Raw genomic sequence first — 15,284 nt, forward strand, 5'->3', positions numbered from 1 at the left:
CCCTGGGGCGGTCTGCCACCACCGGTGCGGTCGCCATAAGGCGGTCTGCCACCGCCGGCAGGACGGTCTCCCTGGGGCTGGTTGGTACGATCACGCTGGTCGGGTCTCCCCTGTTGACCTTGATAGGGTCGCTCGCCCTGGGGAGGCCTGCCGCCTCCCTGCGGTCTCTGGGGCCGCTGTCCGGCTTCCTTTACTTCTGTTTTGGCAGCGTCCCTGTTGGCTGCCGGTTTCGCTCCCCGTGTATCCTGAGGCGGACGCAGGGGTGCCTTTGGTTTGTCTTCATATCTTCGATCGGGTGGGCGGTTGGGAACCCTGTCTACCAGTCCCGGACCTTGGCATTGTCGGGTCTGAATAATTGATCTCTTTCCTTTTTGCCTTCCATTCCTTGCCCCCTACCCCGTTCATTCGGATTTTGTTTGGTCATCGGCTCCGTTTTATTTTCTCGGACGGGATTTTTCTTTTTCCCGTATTCCATGACGACCTTTTGGATATCATTATCTTCTAAAGCACTCATGTGCGATTTTACGGATATTCCCATTTCAACCAGTTTATTGATAAGATCCTTATTTTCTATGTTAAGCTCTTTAGCCAGTTCATGGACCCGTTTTTTTGCCATATATTCACCTCCATAATTTCAACAAACGCAACCAAATCTTTTATCCCTCTCCCTTCTCCAGCAGGCGTCCTATCCCCTGAGCAAAGTTTGCATCCAAAATCGCCACTGCGGCACGGGGGATTTACCCAGTGCGGACCCCAATTCTTCCTTTGTAAAGGCCAATACCGTAGGGATGTTCTTTGACTGGCCCATGCGAACAAAGTCCTGTTTAATTCTCTCGGAAGTATTGGTGGCAATGATCAGCATCTTTACTTTGCCCCTGGCAATATTTTCCCGTACAGCAAAATCACCCGACACGGCCTTGCCAGCCCGCTGGCTCAAACCCAATAGATGAAAAATTGGCCCATGCACTCCTATTTCACCATTCCCTGCTTAAGAGTTTCAATAATTTCCGGTGAGATGGGACATTCCAACGACCGTTCCAATCTTTTCCCTTTAACGGCCTTTTGCAGGCAGTCAGGTTGGGACAAATATAGGCTCCCCGGCCGGACTTTTTACCGGTGGGGTCAATTTCAACCGTTTCCTGGGGGGTTCGCACCACCCGTGTCAGTTCACGCTTGGGCTTCATTTCCTGACAACCGATACACATCCTGAGCGGAACTTTTTTGACCTTGGGCACTGCAAAACCTCCTTACTTCTCGTCCTTATCGACTGCAGCATCTTCCGCAGGGTATTCATCGTATTTTTCCAAGTACGCTTCCGATGAATAACCCGCCGGGTCTTCCGGCACATCTTCTATCGTATCATATTCAGGATAAAGTTCAGCCATCTGGGACTCACTCTTGATATCAATCTTCCAGCCGGTCAGTTTGGCGGCTAAACGGGCATTTTGCCCCTCTTTGCCGATGGCCAGGGAAAGCTGGTAATCGGGTACAATCACCCTTGCCACCTTCTCATCCTCCCAAACTTCAACGGCCACAACCTTGGCCGGGCTGAGGGAGGAGGCTACATATTTGGAGGGATCCTGATTCCACTTCACAATATCAATTTTTTCCCCGTTCAACTCATTGACAATGTTTTGCACACGCATTCCCTTGGGTCCCACGCAGGCGCCCACCGGGTCAACATTTTCATCCTTTGAATAGACTGCGATCTTCGAGCGGTAGCCCGCTTCCCGGGCAATGGATTTCAATTCAACCACGCCGTCCTGCAGTTCCGGAACTTCCATTTCAAACAGGCGTTTCAGCAGTCCCGGGTGCGTGCGGGAAACCAGAATTTGCGGACCCTTGGTGGTTTTGCGCACCTCAACGATATAAGTTTTTAACCGGTCACCCTGACGGTAGTCTTCATTGGGCATTTGCTCGGAGGGTGTTAAAATGGCCTCGGTTTTACCCAGTTCAATGAATACATTTTTGTTTTCAATGCGCTGGACGATGCCGGTAAGAATATCGCCTTCCCGGTTGGAAAATTCTTCAAAGATAATGTTTCTTTCCGCTTCACGGATGCGCTGGACCACCACCTGTTTGGCAGTTTGGGCTGCAATCCGTCCAAAATTCCGTGGTGTAACCTCGTTTTCCACTACATCTCCCAGGTTGAACCGGGGATCAATTTTTCTTGCCTCCTCCAGGGAGATTTCTACCCGGTCGTCTTCTACCTCTTCCACCACCGTACGCTGGGAATATACTTTATAATCGCCGGTATCCCTGTCGATATGCACCCTGGCGTTTTGCAGAGAGCCGAAGTTCCGCTTGTAAGCCGACAACAGCGCTGCTTCAATGGCTTCCAGAAGTACATCCACGGCAATACCTTTCTCTTTTTCAAGGTCCCTTAAAGCTTCTAAAAACTCACTATTCACTTTTTGCTCCTCCCGTTAAAAATCAAAATTCCACTGCCAGGCGTGATGCTGCAACCTGCTTATGGGGTAAAAGTACCTGCTTCCCTTTCACATCCAGTTGAATCCCTTCATCAGTGTAATCCAGCAATTTGCCGGTAAAGGATTTGGACCCGTCAACCGGGGCAAAGGTGGTAATATGAACCAGCTGGCCTTTAAACCGGTGGAAATCTTCGGGTTTTTTCAACGGCCGTTCCAGTCCCGGTGAGGATACCTCTAAAAAATAGGCCTGGGGAACCGGATCCAAATCATCCAGGATTGTGTCAATCTTTTCCGACACAGCCTGGCAATCATCCAGATCTACACCCCCAAGCTTATCAATGAAGACCCTCAGGTACCAGTTACCGCCTTCTTTGACATACTCAACGTCAACCAGTTCTAAATTTTCTTCTTCAATGGCGGGTTTGATGGCAGCTGTTACTTTTTCTACGACTGTATTTTTAGCCAAAGAACATCCTCCTTACCGTTTCTGCCCAATGTAATACGAAAGAGTGGGAATGACCCACTCCTCTCCTAGCAAAAAAGGTTGAAAACCACAATAACAATCAAAAAGCATAATAAGTATACCATAGAAACCATTTCTTGACAAGGCCTCTGGTTTCTAGTGCTAATCTTTAGTACTATCGTATCTCTTTCCTATTAAATCTATGCACGGGAAATATGAAAAACCTTATGATGGTTGATTGTTTTTCTCCTTTCCGTCGCACCCGGGTTTATATTTGACTAATTCCTGCTCCAACAGCCGGGCATATTCCTTTAGCTCATTCAACTGCCTGGATAATTGATAGCGGCGGGAAAAACCAAAGAAGAAGGCAATAATCATTCCCCCCAGGGCTGCCCCTAAAATGACCATCACCTGGGGAACGCTGGGAAGCTGCCAGAATAAAAAGCGAATGGTCACCAACTCGGAATTTTGTATAGCGAATGCGGCAACGGCCAGGGACAACAGGGTGGCTAGGACAAAATAAACCTGCATTTTCCAACACCTCCGGTTGTTTAATTCGATAACAAACAGCAAATCCCTTCAAAAAACAATGCCAGGGATTTTTCCTTATCCCTGGCATTACGAAGCCCTTAAATAAATATGATTGGAGAAAATCCATGGACGGGGCCAGAATTTACCTTTATATACCTCCACTCTGTAAACGCCGGGTCCCGGGTTGGGCAGTCTCAAGGAGCGGGTGGTGCTCTGGGAAAACAGCCTGCCGTCTTTGATGATCCTGACATGGGCTTTCTCAGGCAATTCAATTTTAAAAATCATGCCCGGGCAGTGTTGGGCTTCCTCTCCCATATGCCAGCAGCGTTCTTGATCCTGCAGGTAAAAAGAAAATTGTTCCACTTTACCGGCAAAGTGGTTCACCAGGTAGCTGCGCCCCTTTTTGATAGCAGATAAAATCATTCGCCGGTCCCTTTGCAGATCCCCCTGTAGGGGTTCCCTGGTCAGCACATGGGTGCGCAGGGTCTTAAACTGGTGTATATAACTGCTGACAATGGTGGGCAGCCAGTTAAACTGCCTGCCACCGTGGGCGTCCACGCCGGCGATGGCGGGGACCGGCCTCACACTTCCCAACCGGTCCCACCGCAGCAGGGTTTCCGGATGAGGAGGCTTCAGCAGGGCCTTGGGAAAGAAAATGCTCTTTAAGAGTCCCTTTACGGTCTTAAAACTTCCCATCCACTGAGAAAAGAAGTTCCATATCTCCACCCCGAAGGGCATGTCCAAATCCCAGTTTTCCCAGTGCATCCGGCCGGGAAACAGGGGATTTTCCTTTTGGTCGGGATGGGCCAGGAAACCAAAACCTCCCTGCCGGTACACTTCCCTTACGTATTGTTCCGGCTTTAAGTCTCTGCTGGGCACCGTGTCAATATCGTAACATAAAAAATGGTTGCGCCTGGGGGTCACCTCCGACCCCACCAGCAACAGAACGCCGTGCATGTAGCATTCCCCTTCAAGGTACAGGCCCTTGAGGGTATCATGGTCGTTGATTAAAACAAAATTGGCGCCGGTTTTATAGGCTGCCCTGGCAATGCCCTTTAAATCCGCCGACCCGTCGGAGTATTTTGTATGAATATGCACAACGCCGGAATAGTTGTAGAGCATGGGACATACCTCAATCAGTCAGTTATGTTAGGAAACACAATTATTTTACAGGAATTTTGCGAAAAAGTATAAAGGTAATATCTTGAAAATATACAAATTTACTCCCAACAACAGTGTCGAAGTTTGTCATTATTTATATATAAATAATTGTTGTAATTTTTTAAAAAAGTAGTATAAAGAAAAAACACTTAGTTCTTAAACTTAATAACTGTAACGTAAAGATCGAGAATTATGGTTATTAGGGAAAGAACCATAATAATACTTTATAAAAAAATATACATTTTCTTAGAGAATAACTTTAAGCTTTTACAATAAAATAAATAAATTTTTTAAGGAGGTTTTTTCTAATGGCTTCATCAGTATATAGACCGGGATTTGGAGACTTAAAAATGATCGAAAGGCGTCAAAAATAAGAGTACTACATTAAATAGGGAGATTTCTAAACAGGTCGGTAATGGATCATCAATATTAAAGAGTGCAAAAGAACAAGCTCTTAAAGAGGCTTCAAAAAATGCAATAACAGGTGCAGCTGTTGGAAGTGTTTTAGGGGGAGCAGCAACTGTTTCAAAGGGGTTTAAAGGGGCTGCTGCTGGGGCTGCTGTCGGGTATTCCATTGGTTTTGCATCTGGTGCTGTAACTGGATACACCAAAGCGGTTGTAAAAGGAACATATAATTATTTTAGGGGCGGAAATCGATAATGTTAGAACGTCTTTACGATACCTCTGTATTTACAGCACTTTCGATAATTGCACTATACATTTTCTATAAATATTACCATAAAGTAAATTTATCACGGAGGAAGCTATTCACTATGGCCGGAATGATAGCAATATTATACTTTATAGTGGATAGTTTATTTGATACCTTTTTATGGAAATGAAAATTGTAAGTTTCTTATTTTGTAAAGATGTTACCAAAGATATGCACCTAAATTTCATCCAGACTCCTAAACTGGTACCCCTTCTCTTTGCACTCTTTTATCAAATCCCCCAGCATATCCGCATTGGCCTTGTTAACGGCGTGCAACAGAACCACCGCCCCGTTATGCAACCGCTCCATGACGGTATTCTTATTTTGCTCCGGGCTGCCGGCATCCGGGCGCCAGTCCACCAGGGCCACACTCCAAAAAACATTGCGATAGCCCATCTCATGGGTTAATTTTAAGGTCCGTTCGCTGTATTCTCCCATGGGGGGCGCAGGTACTTCATTTTAGCCCCGGTTAATTTCTCGAAGCCCTCACTGAGGGACTCAATTTCTTTTTGCACCGTAGCGTCACTTACCTGGGGTAAGCTGGGATGATTATAGGTGTGGTTCCCCACAATATGCCCTTCATTGACCATGCGTTTTACCAGATCCGGGTGCCTGCGCAGGTAATCTCCGGTAATGAAGAAAGCGGCCTTGACATTGGTTTCCTTTAAGGCATCCAGAATTTTTGGCGTATATCCGTTTTCATACCCCTCATCAAAGGTGAGGTAGATATTCTTACCACTGGTATCCCCGTGATAAATGCCGTTATACTTTTCCAACAAAGCCCTTCCCCTGGGGTTTACCTCGGGCAGTTTATGCTGCTTGTTGGGTTTGTAATACCAGCCCATTTTTTCGTTGGCAGAGGTCTGTGCACCGGAACCGGCCTGGTTGTGGGAATTGGTTTGGGTCTGCTCTTTGGCCGGAGAATTATTCTCTACCTTTTCTGCCCCCTGTTTGCCCACTTTCTCCTGGGTTGCCGGCGGTACTGCCGGTGATGGCATGGACTCTGTGGTAACGGACGGCAGTCGGGCCGCCTGTTCCTGAGTATTTTTACTGTACATCAGGGCCCCGGTGCCGAGGGTCAAAGCGGCAGATAAAATGATAGCAGCGGCCATCTTGCCTTTTTTCATATGGATAAACCTCCCAAAGTTTTGCCTGCTTCTATTATTTCCTTTCTTTCGGAATATAGTCATATTCGACCATCATTGGAAATATATAACTTACGAAACAATTCGTAACGTTATCGGTGATTTCTAACGAATCAGGCTCCTCGCAAGTGGTGGACAAAACTTAAACGGTTGGAGGAACGTTTTCATGATTGTCCAAATCAGTCGGACCCGTATTATTCAATACGCAGTCATTTTCTTCGTTACACTGGCCCTCTGGATCGCCATCGGATTTTTTGTCACCCAGCGTATCGAGGACAGTGCTGAAGGGGAAGTGATCGTTACTTTTAAATTTCTGGCGCCTATGAAACCTTTGGCTGCCCGGGACCTTGTTGTAGAACGGGTGGACAACGGCCTGCAGGTCCCCTTTACCTACAATTGGATCACCGCCAGTACCCTGCAGGTTAAGATCCCCGAAAAAAGCTATCCCCGGGGACAGCGATACCATTACAAATTTAAGTCTGCCCCGGCCATGATTTGGCCCTTTTACGTTTGGGCCTCCGGAGAATTTCAATCCCAGGTAAAACTAAGATTTGTAGGGATCGAAGCCAGCGACACCGTCCCCTCCCGGGGACCGGTTATATTACAGTTTAACACCAATGTCAGCCCCCGGGAAATACATAATTATGTAAAGGGGCCAGTACCGGGGAAATTGGAGCCTGTTAAGGCCCATATAGAGGGAAAAGGTTCTATCTTTGATTACAGCCGCTGGCTGTACTGGCCCGGCAAAAAGTTAAGAAACCTGCACCGGTATTCTATAGAGATTAAAAAAGGCCTGCCCGGCGAAAGCGGCACTGTGCTGGAGGAATCCGTAAAGGCAAATTTTAAGACCACACCGGAGTTCTTAATCCAGCAGGTTTTTCCCAAACCCGGTTCGGACAGTGTATGGTTGACCCGGGACATCCTGATCGAGGCCAATCAACAGCTAAAGTCCGGTACTCTTTCAATTAATGGGTTACCCGGCCGGGGCGAGATTAAAAACAACCAGATCAGATTTATTTCCCACCGGGTGCTAATGCCCGGAAAGACCTACAAAGTGAAGGTACATCTTATTTCCACCAGTAATGAAACCCTGGACTATGAGTATTCCTTTACAACCACCAACCTGGGGAACAGCAAATGGCTGGAATTAAAATTGGATAACTCTCCCGCCCTGTGGTTGTTGGAAGGAAATAAAACCGTTAAAAAGATGGAGATCGCTTTAAAGTCCAATCAACTTCCTATAGGAACCCTCTATGAACAAAGCCGTCAAACAGGCACCAGTAAAACAACACCCGGCTGGATGCGGCTCAATGCCGATATCCTGCTGCACAGCGTACCTGATAACATGTCCGATAATCACCAGGCACTGGGCCTCCCGAAAACCTACAGCTGCATTTACCTCAAGGAAGAGGACCTGGCCCTACTTATAAACACGCTTCCCCAGGGATTTATGCTAATTTGCCATTAGTGTAGGATACAAAAAGAGACCCTGCAGTTAAAAAAACAGCAGGGTCCTTTTTCTATTCATTCAATGGTGATTAAAACAGAGCCATTTGATCGGAAGCCTGCAGATTCGCCAGGCAGCCGTGGTTTTGTAACACCTCAATGACGGTTTTCGAGATTTTAGCCCGGTTCCGCAGATCATCGATAGAAGTAAAGGGGGCTTCCTCCCTGGCGGCCACGATGTTTTGGGCTGCGGCTGCGCCTACTCCCTGCAGTCCCCCAAAGGGGGAAAGCAAGCCTTCGGGGGTAATGATAAATTTGGCGGCGTCGGATTTTTCCAAATGCACGGGCAGCAGTTTGATCCCCCGGCAGTTGGCCTCCAGGGCTACTTCTAAAATGGTGAGCATGTTCTTTTCTTTCTGGGAGGCACCGTTTCCCTTCTCTTCGATCTCTTCAATCACCTGCCGGATTTTCTTGGGGCCCTGCACCATGAGCTCCGCATCAAAATCATCGGCCCGCACTGTGAAGTAAGCGGCGTAGAAGGCCTCGGGACGGAAAACCTTAAACCAGGCGATGCGGAATGCCATCATCACATAGGCCGTGGCGTGGGCCTTGGGGAACATGTATTTAATCCTGCGGCAGGACTCGATATACCATTCCGGTACCTTGTGGGCCCGCATGATCTCGGCATCCTCTTCCTTGACGCCCTTTCCTTTGCGCACACCCTCCATAATTTTAAAGGCCTGTTTGGGCTGCAGTCCTTTATAAATCAAGTAAACCATGATATCGTCCCGGGCCGAGATGGCCTCGGACAGTTTGCAGGTGCCGGCCCTGATTAAGTCCTGGGCGTTGTTCAGCCAAACATCGGTGCCGTGGGAAAAGCCTGAAATACGGACCAGTTCCGAAAAAGTCTTGGGCTTGGTATCCACCAGCATCTGGCGCACAAATTTGGTGCCAAATTCAGGAATGGCATAGGTCCCAACCGGGGACCTGATCTCTTCCGGCGTTACCCCCAGGGCTTCGGTGGAGGAAAACAGGCTCATGGTTTTCTGGTCATCCAGGGGAATTTCCCGGGCATTGATCCCCGTTAAATCCTCCAGCATGCGGATGACCGTCGGGTCGTCGTGACCCAGAATATCCAGTTTCACCAAACTGTCGTGAATGGAGTGGTAATCAAAATGGGTGGTGGTGGTATCGGATTTTACATCGTCGGCCGGTCGCTGCACCGGTGTAAACATGTGCACATCCAGATTGTTGGGCACCACCATCAGTCCCCCGGGGTGCTGACCAGTGGTCCTTTTCACACCGGCACAGCCCAAAACCAGCCTTTTCAGCTCGGCATTTCGCTTCTTGATGTTTCTTTCCTCAAAATAGTTTTTCACGAAACCAAAGGCTGTTTTTTCCGCAATGGTGCCAATGGTGCCGGCCCGAAACACGAATTCTTTGCCAAACAGCTCTTCGGTGTATTTATGGGCCCGGGGCTGGTATTCCCCGGAGAAGTTCAAATCAATATCAGGCACCTTGTCCCCGTCAAAGCCAAGGAACACCTCAAAGGGAATGTCGTGGCCCTCTTTCATATAGTTTGTCCCGCAGCGGGGCAGGTTTTATCCGGCATATCCGCGCCGCAGCCGGCGGAACCGTCGGTAATAAACTCACTGTGGCGGCATTGCGGGCACCGGTAATGGGGCGGCAGCGGGTTGACTTCCGTGATGTTGGTAAAGGTTGCCACCAGGGAAGAACCCACCGAACCCCGGGAACCCACCAAGTAGCCGTCATCTAAGGATTTCTTCACCAATTTATGAGCGATCAGGTAAAGCACCGCAAAGCCGTTGCCAATGATGGACTTCAGTTCCTTGTCAACCCTTTGCTGCACCACTTCCGGCAGCGGGTCGCCGTATAACTCCCGGGCCTTCTGTAAAGTCATGTCGGTAATTTGCTGCTCCGCCCCTTCGATATAGGGGGATGCAGTGTATCCGGGATGGGCTTAAAGGACTTTACCCGGGAAGCGATCTGCCGGGGATTTTCTATGACCACCCGGTACGCGGTTTCCTCTCCCAGGTAGGAAAATTCCTGCAGCATTTCGTCGGTGGTTTTAAAGTAAAGGGGGGCCTGGTTGTCGGCATCCTCAAAGCCTTTGCCCGCCATCAAAATTCGCCGGTAAACCTCATCTTCCGGGTCCAGGAAGTGCACGTCGCCGGTTGCCACCACCGGAATGCCCAGCCGATCCCCCAGGTTGACGATCTTGCGGTTCAGTTCTTTTAAATCCTCCAGTGAATTGACCTGGCCGGACCGCACCAGAAATTCATTGTTGCCCAGGGGTTGGATTTCCAGGTAGTCATAAAAGGAAGCGATCGCCTCCAGTTCCTCCCGGGAGGCGCCGGACAGCAGGGCCTGGTAGAGTTCACCAGCCTCGCAGGCGGAGCCCACCAGCAGACCTTCCCTGCGTTTGATCAACTCCCGCCTGGGAATTCGCGGCTGGCGGTGAAAATATTCCAGGTGGGATAAGGTAATAAGCTGGTAGAGATTCTTCAGCCCCACTTCATCTTTCACTAAAATCGTCACGTGCTTGGACCTGAGCTTTTCCTGCTGGACGCCCCTGCCCATTTCAGCGAGGGTTTCTAAATCTCTTACCCCTTGTTCCAGAACCTTTTTCATCAGGATCTGCCACAGTTTGCCCGTGGCAGCCGCATCATCCACCGCCCGGTGGTGATTGGCCAGTTCAATTTTAAATTCTTTGACCAGAGTATCCAGCTTGTGGTTTTTCAGCTGCGGCAGCGCCACCCGGGCGACACCCAATGTATCAATGACCCGGTTCTGTACCTCTTGCTGCAGGTGTTTGCGAAAACCTACTTTAAGGAATCCCAAGTCAAAGGCAGCATTATGGGCCACCAGCACGGTGTCTCCGATAAAATCCCTCAAGGCGGCCAGAGCCTGGGGGCCTGCCGGGGCCTCTCTGAGCATCTCAGACGTAATGCCGGTCAGTTTGGTGACTTCAAAGGGAATCTCCTTTTCAGGCTTCACCAGGGTCCCGTAACGATCCACTTCTTCGCCATTCCTGTACTTTACTGCGCCGATTTCGATGATTTCATCGGTCTGGGGAGAGAATCCGGTGGTTTCAAAATCCAGCACAACGTACTCTAAATCGGTTAAAAACCCGTTATCTTTTAGATTCAATACAGTGGCAATGCCGTCATCGATAAGGTAGCTTCAACGCCGTAAATCAAATGGATGCCTGCTTTTTTGGCTGCGGCATAGGCCTCCGGGAAGGCCTGAACAACTCCGTGGTCGGTGACCGCCACTGCCGGATGACCCCAGGCCGCCGCTTGTTTTATGATGTCAGCGGCGCTGCACACACTGTCCATGGTGCTCATCTTGGTGTGCAAATGAAGCTCTACCCGTTTTTCTTCCGCCTGATCTTGCCGGACGGTTGTCTCAGCCAGGTTGATATCATAGGCCATCAAAGTCAGTTCCTGGGAAAATTTATCGTACTGCACCGGCCCCCGAATGACCACCCACTGGCCGTTTTTTACCCGCTCAGGGGTTTTGGTGTCATCCTCGTCGAGAAACTTTTTCACCTCAATGGAGTCGGTGTAGTCTGTTATATTAAAGGTCAGGATTTGCCTGCCGGATTTCAGCTGCTTTAGCTCAAGATCAAAGACTTTTCCCCGTAGTACAACGGTCCGTTCTTCTTCCTGAATTTCTTTGATGGGTTTGGCATCCCCTTTGATGGCCCGCCCGAGGATAATATTCTCATCGCCGGAGTTGCCGGATGCAGCCCCGGAATTTTCTTTTTGGGCAGGCGCTTGTTCGGCCGCCAGTTTTTCCCACAGTGCCCGTTCCAACTGGTCTTGCATTTCACACCAGGAAGGTTCCGCAGCCGCCTCCTGCTTTATCTCTAAATGAACGGTATAATCAAGTCCAAAGTTGGACTTGATGCAGTTCTGTAAAAACAATTCACACTCCCTGCCCTTTAACAGTTCCAGACTCACCTCGTCCGGCAGGTAAATGGTTAAACAGCCTTCCTCACACTGCCACTGTGTATTGTTTAACCAGCCACGGACCACCGGAAACCTGTGCGCCAGCTCCGCCTTGAGAAACTCGGTATCCGGCTGTTCAAAGGGCATCCTGGATGACTGCAGGTCAATCTCTAACAAAACCGGCCCCGGTGTCAGGGCAGCCAGGGCCGACTTCAGCTTAATAATTTCTTCACTGGTTAGTTGTCGATGATTTTTTAACTGTAATTTCCACTGCCTTCTGGCAACACTGACAACAACACGAACCACCTGGGCATGTTTGAAGATTTCTTGCAAGTCGTTGTTGAATTTGTGTTTATACAGCACATCAAATAACGATACAGCCAAGGTAAACCCTCCAAAGGAAACTTGGCCTGGCAGGCCCTGCGTGCCAGGCGGCAACTTCGGTTGCCCTCAAAAATCCTGGCAAAGGGGTTCAACTCCCGGGGTCCCGACCTGAGTTGACACCCCTAGTTAATCGAACGAAGCGATTCACCGGTATTTTTTTCGATAAGCTCTTCTATCACATCCACCGCGGCGGCGGCGGATTTGGGCCGTCCGATGGCTCTGGCCGCTTCGGTCATCGATTTTTGCAGAGACGGTTGGTTAAGATAGTATTTAACTTGCTGCAGAAGATCCTTCTGACCCCTTACCAACCTGGCCGCGCCCACGCTTTCCAGGAACTCCGCATTGCGTTCCTCCTGCCCGGGAATGGGATCGGTAATAAACATGGGCAGCCCGCTTGCCATGGCTTCCGAAGAAGTAAGCCCGCCGGCCTTGCCGACCATTAAGTCGCAGACGGCCATCAGATCCTGAATGTTGGTGACGTAACCCAATACCTCTACCCTGCCGGGCAATCCGGGCAGCATTTTAAGCAGTTTATTTCTTAATTGTTCATTGCGACCGCAGACCACCACCAGCTGGCAGGGTAAGCCTGCGGAAGCCAATTCTTTTACCACTTCTCCCAGAGGCCCCATGCCCAGGCCACCCCCCATAATCAAGATGGCGGGCAGTTTGGGGTTCAGGTTCCATTGCCGGCGCAGCAAATCCCGGTCTTTGGGAACAGCAAAGCTCGGGTCAATGGGTATGCCGGTGGCTTTGATTTTGCTTAATTTGATGCCATGATCCGCAAAGGCCTTCACCAGGGACTCCGCAGCCACCAAATAGCAGTCCACATCATCGAACAGCCAGAAGGGATGAACCGTAAAGTCGGTAATGGCAGCGATAATGGGCACCTCACATTTTCCCATGTCCGCAAATGGGTTAAGATACCCAGGGGAAAAGGGTGGGTGCAGACAATGGCCTGGGGCTGCATCTGCTCGATAAAAGAGATCAGCTTTGGTGCTGCCAACCGGTTAATAATCCGGTTAAATTCATTCTTGGCAAAACCGGATATGGGTTTTTCCTTCTCTGCCTGCCGGTAAAGATAGCCGTAGATAACCGGAGACATCTTGATAATTTCCATGTAGGTGCCCAGTACCACCTTCTCAATGAAAGGACTGGCATAACGAAAGGTATCAAGAACAATCACTGCGGCATGGGGGTTTCGCTGCAGGACCTCCTGTTTGATGGCCGCCGCTGCCCTCATATGACCGTCTCCGGCCGAGACTGACAGTACCAGAACTTTATTTACAATCATAATTTACTCCTACAGGGTGGGTAAAATTTCTCGTACCTTTTCCACTGCTTCGGATAGGGAAATCAAATCCGTTTGACCGGAACGCCGCCGGCGGATCTCAACTACGCCTTCCTCAACGGCTTTATTTCCCACAACAATTCTCAGCGGGTAACCGATTAAATCGGCATCCTTAAATTTAACACCGGGACGTTCCAGACGGTCATCCAGCACGCTTTCCACCCCTGCCCGGTTAAGTTCCTGATACAGGGTTTCAGCCAGCTTCATCTGGTTTTCATCCTTGGGGGACACCGGAATCACCACTGCATGATAGGGGGCAATGCTGGCAGGCCAGATGATGCCGTCTTGATCGTGGTTCTGCTCAATGGCCGCGGCCATGGTCCGGGTGACCCCGATGCCGTAGCAGCCCATGACAATGGGTTTTTCCTTGCCGTTTTCATCCAGGAAGTTTGCTCCCAGGACCTTGCTGTACTTGGTGCCCAGCTTGAAGATCTGACCCACTTCAATCCCCCGGGCTTCCTGCAGCTGGGCGCCGCATTTCGGGCAGGGCTCCCCTGCCCTGACCATACGGATATCTTCTACCAGATCGGGCTTAAAGTCCCGGTTGGCATTGACGTTGATAAGGTGAGTATCCCGTTTGTTGGCCCCGGCCACTGCATTGGTGAGAGCCATCACTTCGGGGTCCGCCACAATGCGGATGTTCTTTAAGCCAACCGGACCCACGTAACCGGCGGGTGTGCCGGTGGCCTGCTGCACCGTGGCTTCGTCAGCCAGTTCAAGGGTCAGCGCGCCCAGGGTATTTAACAGTTTGATTTCGTTGACATCCCGGTCACCGCGCACCAGTGCCGCCACAACTTCTTGATCGGTTTTATACAACATGGTTTTAATCACATGGAAGGGTTCAATCCCAAAAAAGGCGGCAACCTCCTCGGCGGATTTCTTGCCGGGGGTGCTTGCTTCCTGCAGATCCAATGGTTGAATGCCGGGATCAAGACCGGCCGCCGGCAGGGTTGTGGCTTTTTCCACATTGGCGGCGTAATCGCAAACAGAACAATACAGGATGGCCGCTTCGCCTGATTCCGCCAGCACCATAAATTCATGGGTGGTGCTGCCGCCAATGGCACCGGAATCGGCCTCCACCGGGCGGAACTGCAGCCCGCAGCGACTGAAAACATTGGTGTAAGCTTCATGCATTTTCCGGTAGCTGATCTCCAAACCTTCCTCATCCCGGTCAAAGGAGTAGAGGTCCTTCATGATAAATTCCCTGCCCCGCATAAGACCAAACCTGGGGCGGCGCTCGTCACGGTATTTGTTGGTAATATGATACAAGAGCTGCGGCAGCTGCTTATAGGATTTTACTTCACCACGCACCACCAGGGTAATAACCTCTTCGTGGGTGGGCGCCAAACAAAAATCACGATTGTGCCGGTCCTTCAAACGGAACAGTTCAGGACCATAGACATGCCAGCGCCCTGACTCCAGCCATATTTCAGCCGGTTGGATAATGGGCATTAGCATTTCCTGCCCGCCCTGCCTGTCCATCTCTTCCCTGACAATTTGCATGATTTTCTTAAGCACCCGCTGGGCGAAGGGTAAATATGTATAAATGCCGGAAGCGGTTTTCCGAATAAAACCGGCCCGTAATAATAGCTGGTGGCTGACGACTTCCGCCTCAGCCGGAACCTCTCGTAAAGTAGGTATTAACATTTGAGTGGCACGCATGTTAGATCCTCCTGGTATGCTATTGGGTA

Annotated in this window: 12 protein-coding genes and 3 pseudogenes; 1 reads left to right on the plus strand and 14 read right to left on the minus strand. The window is 49.9% G+C overall.

Annotated features, from left to right (window positions below; translation table 11 throughout):
* Positions 1 to 316 precede the first annotated feature (316 nt).
* From P378_RS21090 to P378_RS05540, 11 genes and pseudogenes are all read right to left on the minus strand, one after another.
* A complete protein-coding gene (locus P378_RS21090) occupies positions 317 to 616 on the minus strand; it encodes a translation initiation factor IF-2 N-terminal domain-containing protein (protein WP_238472922.1) in 300 nt (99 codons plus the stop codon).
* Positions 617 to 685: 69 nt separating this feature from the next.
* Complete coding sequence (locus P378_RS05510; RefSeq protein ID WP_238472923.1) at positions 686 to 913, minus strand: L7Ae/L30e/S12e/Gadd45 family ribosomal protein; 228 nt, start codon at positions 911 to 913, stop codon at positions 686 to 688.
* A 56-nt stretch (positions 914 to 969) separates the two neighbouring features.
* Positions 970 to 1,086, minus strand: coding sequence for a YlxR family protein (locus P378_RS24020; RefSeq protein WP_420795974.1), 117 nt, complete (start codon positions 1,084 to 1,086; stop codon positions 970 to 972).
* Positions 1,059 to 1,205 (minus strand): annotated as a pseudogene (gene rnpM, locus P378_RS24025) (RNase P modulator RnpM); the annotation flags it as partial. The gene P378_RS24020 and the pseudogene rnpM, both read right to left, overlap by 28 nt.
* Positions 1,206 to 1,247: 42 nt before the next feature.
* Positions 1,248 to 2,411, minus strand: a complete 1,164-nt coding sequence (nusA, locus tag P378_RS05520; RefSeq protein WP_099082551.1) for a transcription termination factor NusA — start codon at positions 2,409 to 2,411, stop codon at positions 1,248 to 1,250.
* A 22-nt stretch (positions 2,412 to 2,433) separates the two neighbouring features.
* Positions 2,434 to 2,895, minus strand: coding sequence for a ribosome maturation factor RimP (rimP, locus tag P378_RS05525; protein WP_099082552.1), 462 nt, complete (start codon positions 2,893 to 2,895; stop codon positions 2,434 to 2,436).
* A 222-nt stretch (positions 2,896 to 3,117) separates the two neighbouring features.
* Complete coding sequence (locus tag P378_RS05530; RefSeq protein WP_099082553.1) at positions 3,118 to 3,423, minus strand: LapA family protein; 306 nt, start codon at positions 3,421 to 3,423, stop codon at positions 3,118 to 3,120.
* An 87-nt stretch (positions 3,424 to 3,510) separates the two neighbouring features.
* Complete coding sequence (locus P378_RS05535) at positions 3,511 to 4,545, minus strand: CehA/McbA family metallohydrolase domain-containing protein (protein ID WP_099082554.1); 1,035 nt, start codon at positions 4,543 to 4,545, stop codon at positions 3,511 to 3,513.
* A 383-nt stretch (positions 4,546 to 4,928) separates the two neighbouring features.
* Positions 4,929 to 5,159 (minus strand): hypothetical protein, encoded by a 231-nt coding sequence (locus P378_RS18900; protein WP_143338419.1) that lies wholly within the window; start codon positions 5,157 to 5,159, stop codon positions 4,929 to 4,931.
* A gap of 314 nt (positions 5,160 to 5,473) precedes the next feature.
* Positions 5,474 to 5,734, minus strand: coding sequence for a polysaccharide deacetylase family protein (locus P378_RS21095; RefSeq protein ID WP_238472924.1), 261 nt, complete (start codon positions 5,732 to 5,734; stop codon positions 5,474 to 5,476).
* On the minus strand, positions 5,707 to 6,423 hold the full coding sequence (locus P378_RS05540; RefSeq protein WP_238472925.1) for a polysaccharide deacetylase family protein: 717 nt from the start codon (positions 6,421 to 6,423) through the stop codon (positions 5,707 to 5,709). The genes P378_RS21095 and P378_RS05540 overlap by 28 nt, the downstream gene beginning before the upstream one ends.
* A gap of 184 nt (positions 6,424 to 6,607) precedes the next feature.
* Here P378_RS05540 and P378_RS05545 point away from each other — a divergent pair, with 184 nt between their 5' ends.
* A complete protein-coding gene (locus P378_RS05545) occupies positions 6,608 to 7,909 on the plus strand; it encodes a hypothetical protein (protein WP_099082555.1) in 1,302 nt (433 codons plus the stop codon).
* Positions 7,910 to 7,979: 70 nt separating this feature from the next.
* Here the strand turns inward: P378_RS05545 and P378_RS05550 are convergent.
* The 3 genes and pseudogenes from P378_RS05550 to P378_RS05560 form a co-directional block, all read right to left on the minus strand.
* A pseudogene (locus P378_RS05550) lies at positions 7,980 to 12,245 on the minus strand (PolC-type DNA polymerase III).
* 122 nt (positions 12,246 to 12,367) lie between these two features.
* Positions 12,368 to 13,536: pseudogene (locus P378_RS21100) on the minus strand (MGDG synthase family glycosyltransferase).
* 9 nt (positions 13,537 to 13,545) lie between these two features.
* Positions 13,546 to 15,255 carry a proline--tRNA ligase gene (locus tag P378_RS05560; protein ID WP_099082556.1) on the minus strand — a complete coding sequence of 570 codons (1,710 nt, stop codon included), beginning with the start codon at positions 15,253 to 15,255 and terminating at the stop codon, positions 13,546 to 13,548.
* Between the last annotated feature and the right edge of the window lie 29 nt (positions 15,256 to 15,284).

This window comes from Desulforamulus profundi, from assembly GCF_002607855.1.

Excerpts from the sequence above, each read along its gene's own strand:
- P378_RS21090 (WP_238472922.1), bottom strand. The coding sequence starts at position 616 with ATGGCAAAAAAACGGGTCCATGAACTGGCTAAAGAGCTTAACATAGAA.
- P378_RS05540 (WP_238472925.1), bottom strand. The coding sequence starts at position 6,423 with ATGAAAAAAGGCAAGATGGCCGCTGCTATCATTTTATCTGCCGCTTTG.
- P378_RS18900 (WP_143338419.1), bottom strand. The coding sequence starts at position 5,159 with ATGGAATACCCGACAGCAGCCCCAGCAGCAGCCCCTTTAAACCCCTTT.
- P378_RS05530 (WP_099082553.1), bottom strand. The coding sequence starts at position 3,423 with ATGCAGGTTTATTTTGTCCTAGCCACCCTGTTGTCCCTGGCCGTTGCC.
- P378_RS05535 (WP_099082554.1), bottom strand. The coding sequence starts at position 4,545 with ATGCTCTACAACTATTCCGGCGTTGTGCATATTCATACAAAATACTCC.
- P378_RS05560 (WP_099082556.1), bottom strand. The coding sequence starts at position 15,255 with ATGCGTGCCACTCAAATGTTAATACCTACTTTACGAGAGGTTCCGGCT.
- P378_RS05545 (WP_099082555.1), top strand. The coding sequence starts at position 6,608 with ATGATTGTCCAAATCAGTCGGACCCGTATTATTCAATACGCAGTCATT.
- P378_RS21095 (WP_238472924.1), bottom strand. The coding sequence starts at position 5,734 with ATGGGAGAATACAGCGAACGGACCTTAAAATTAACCCATGAGATGGGC.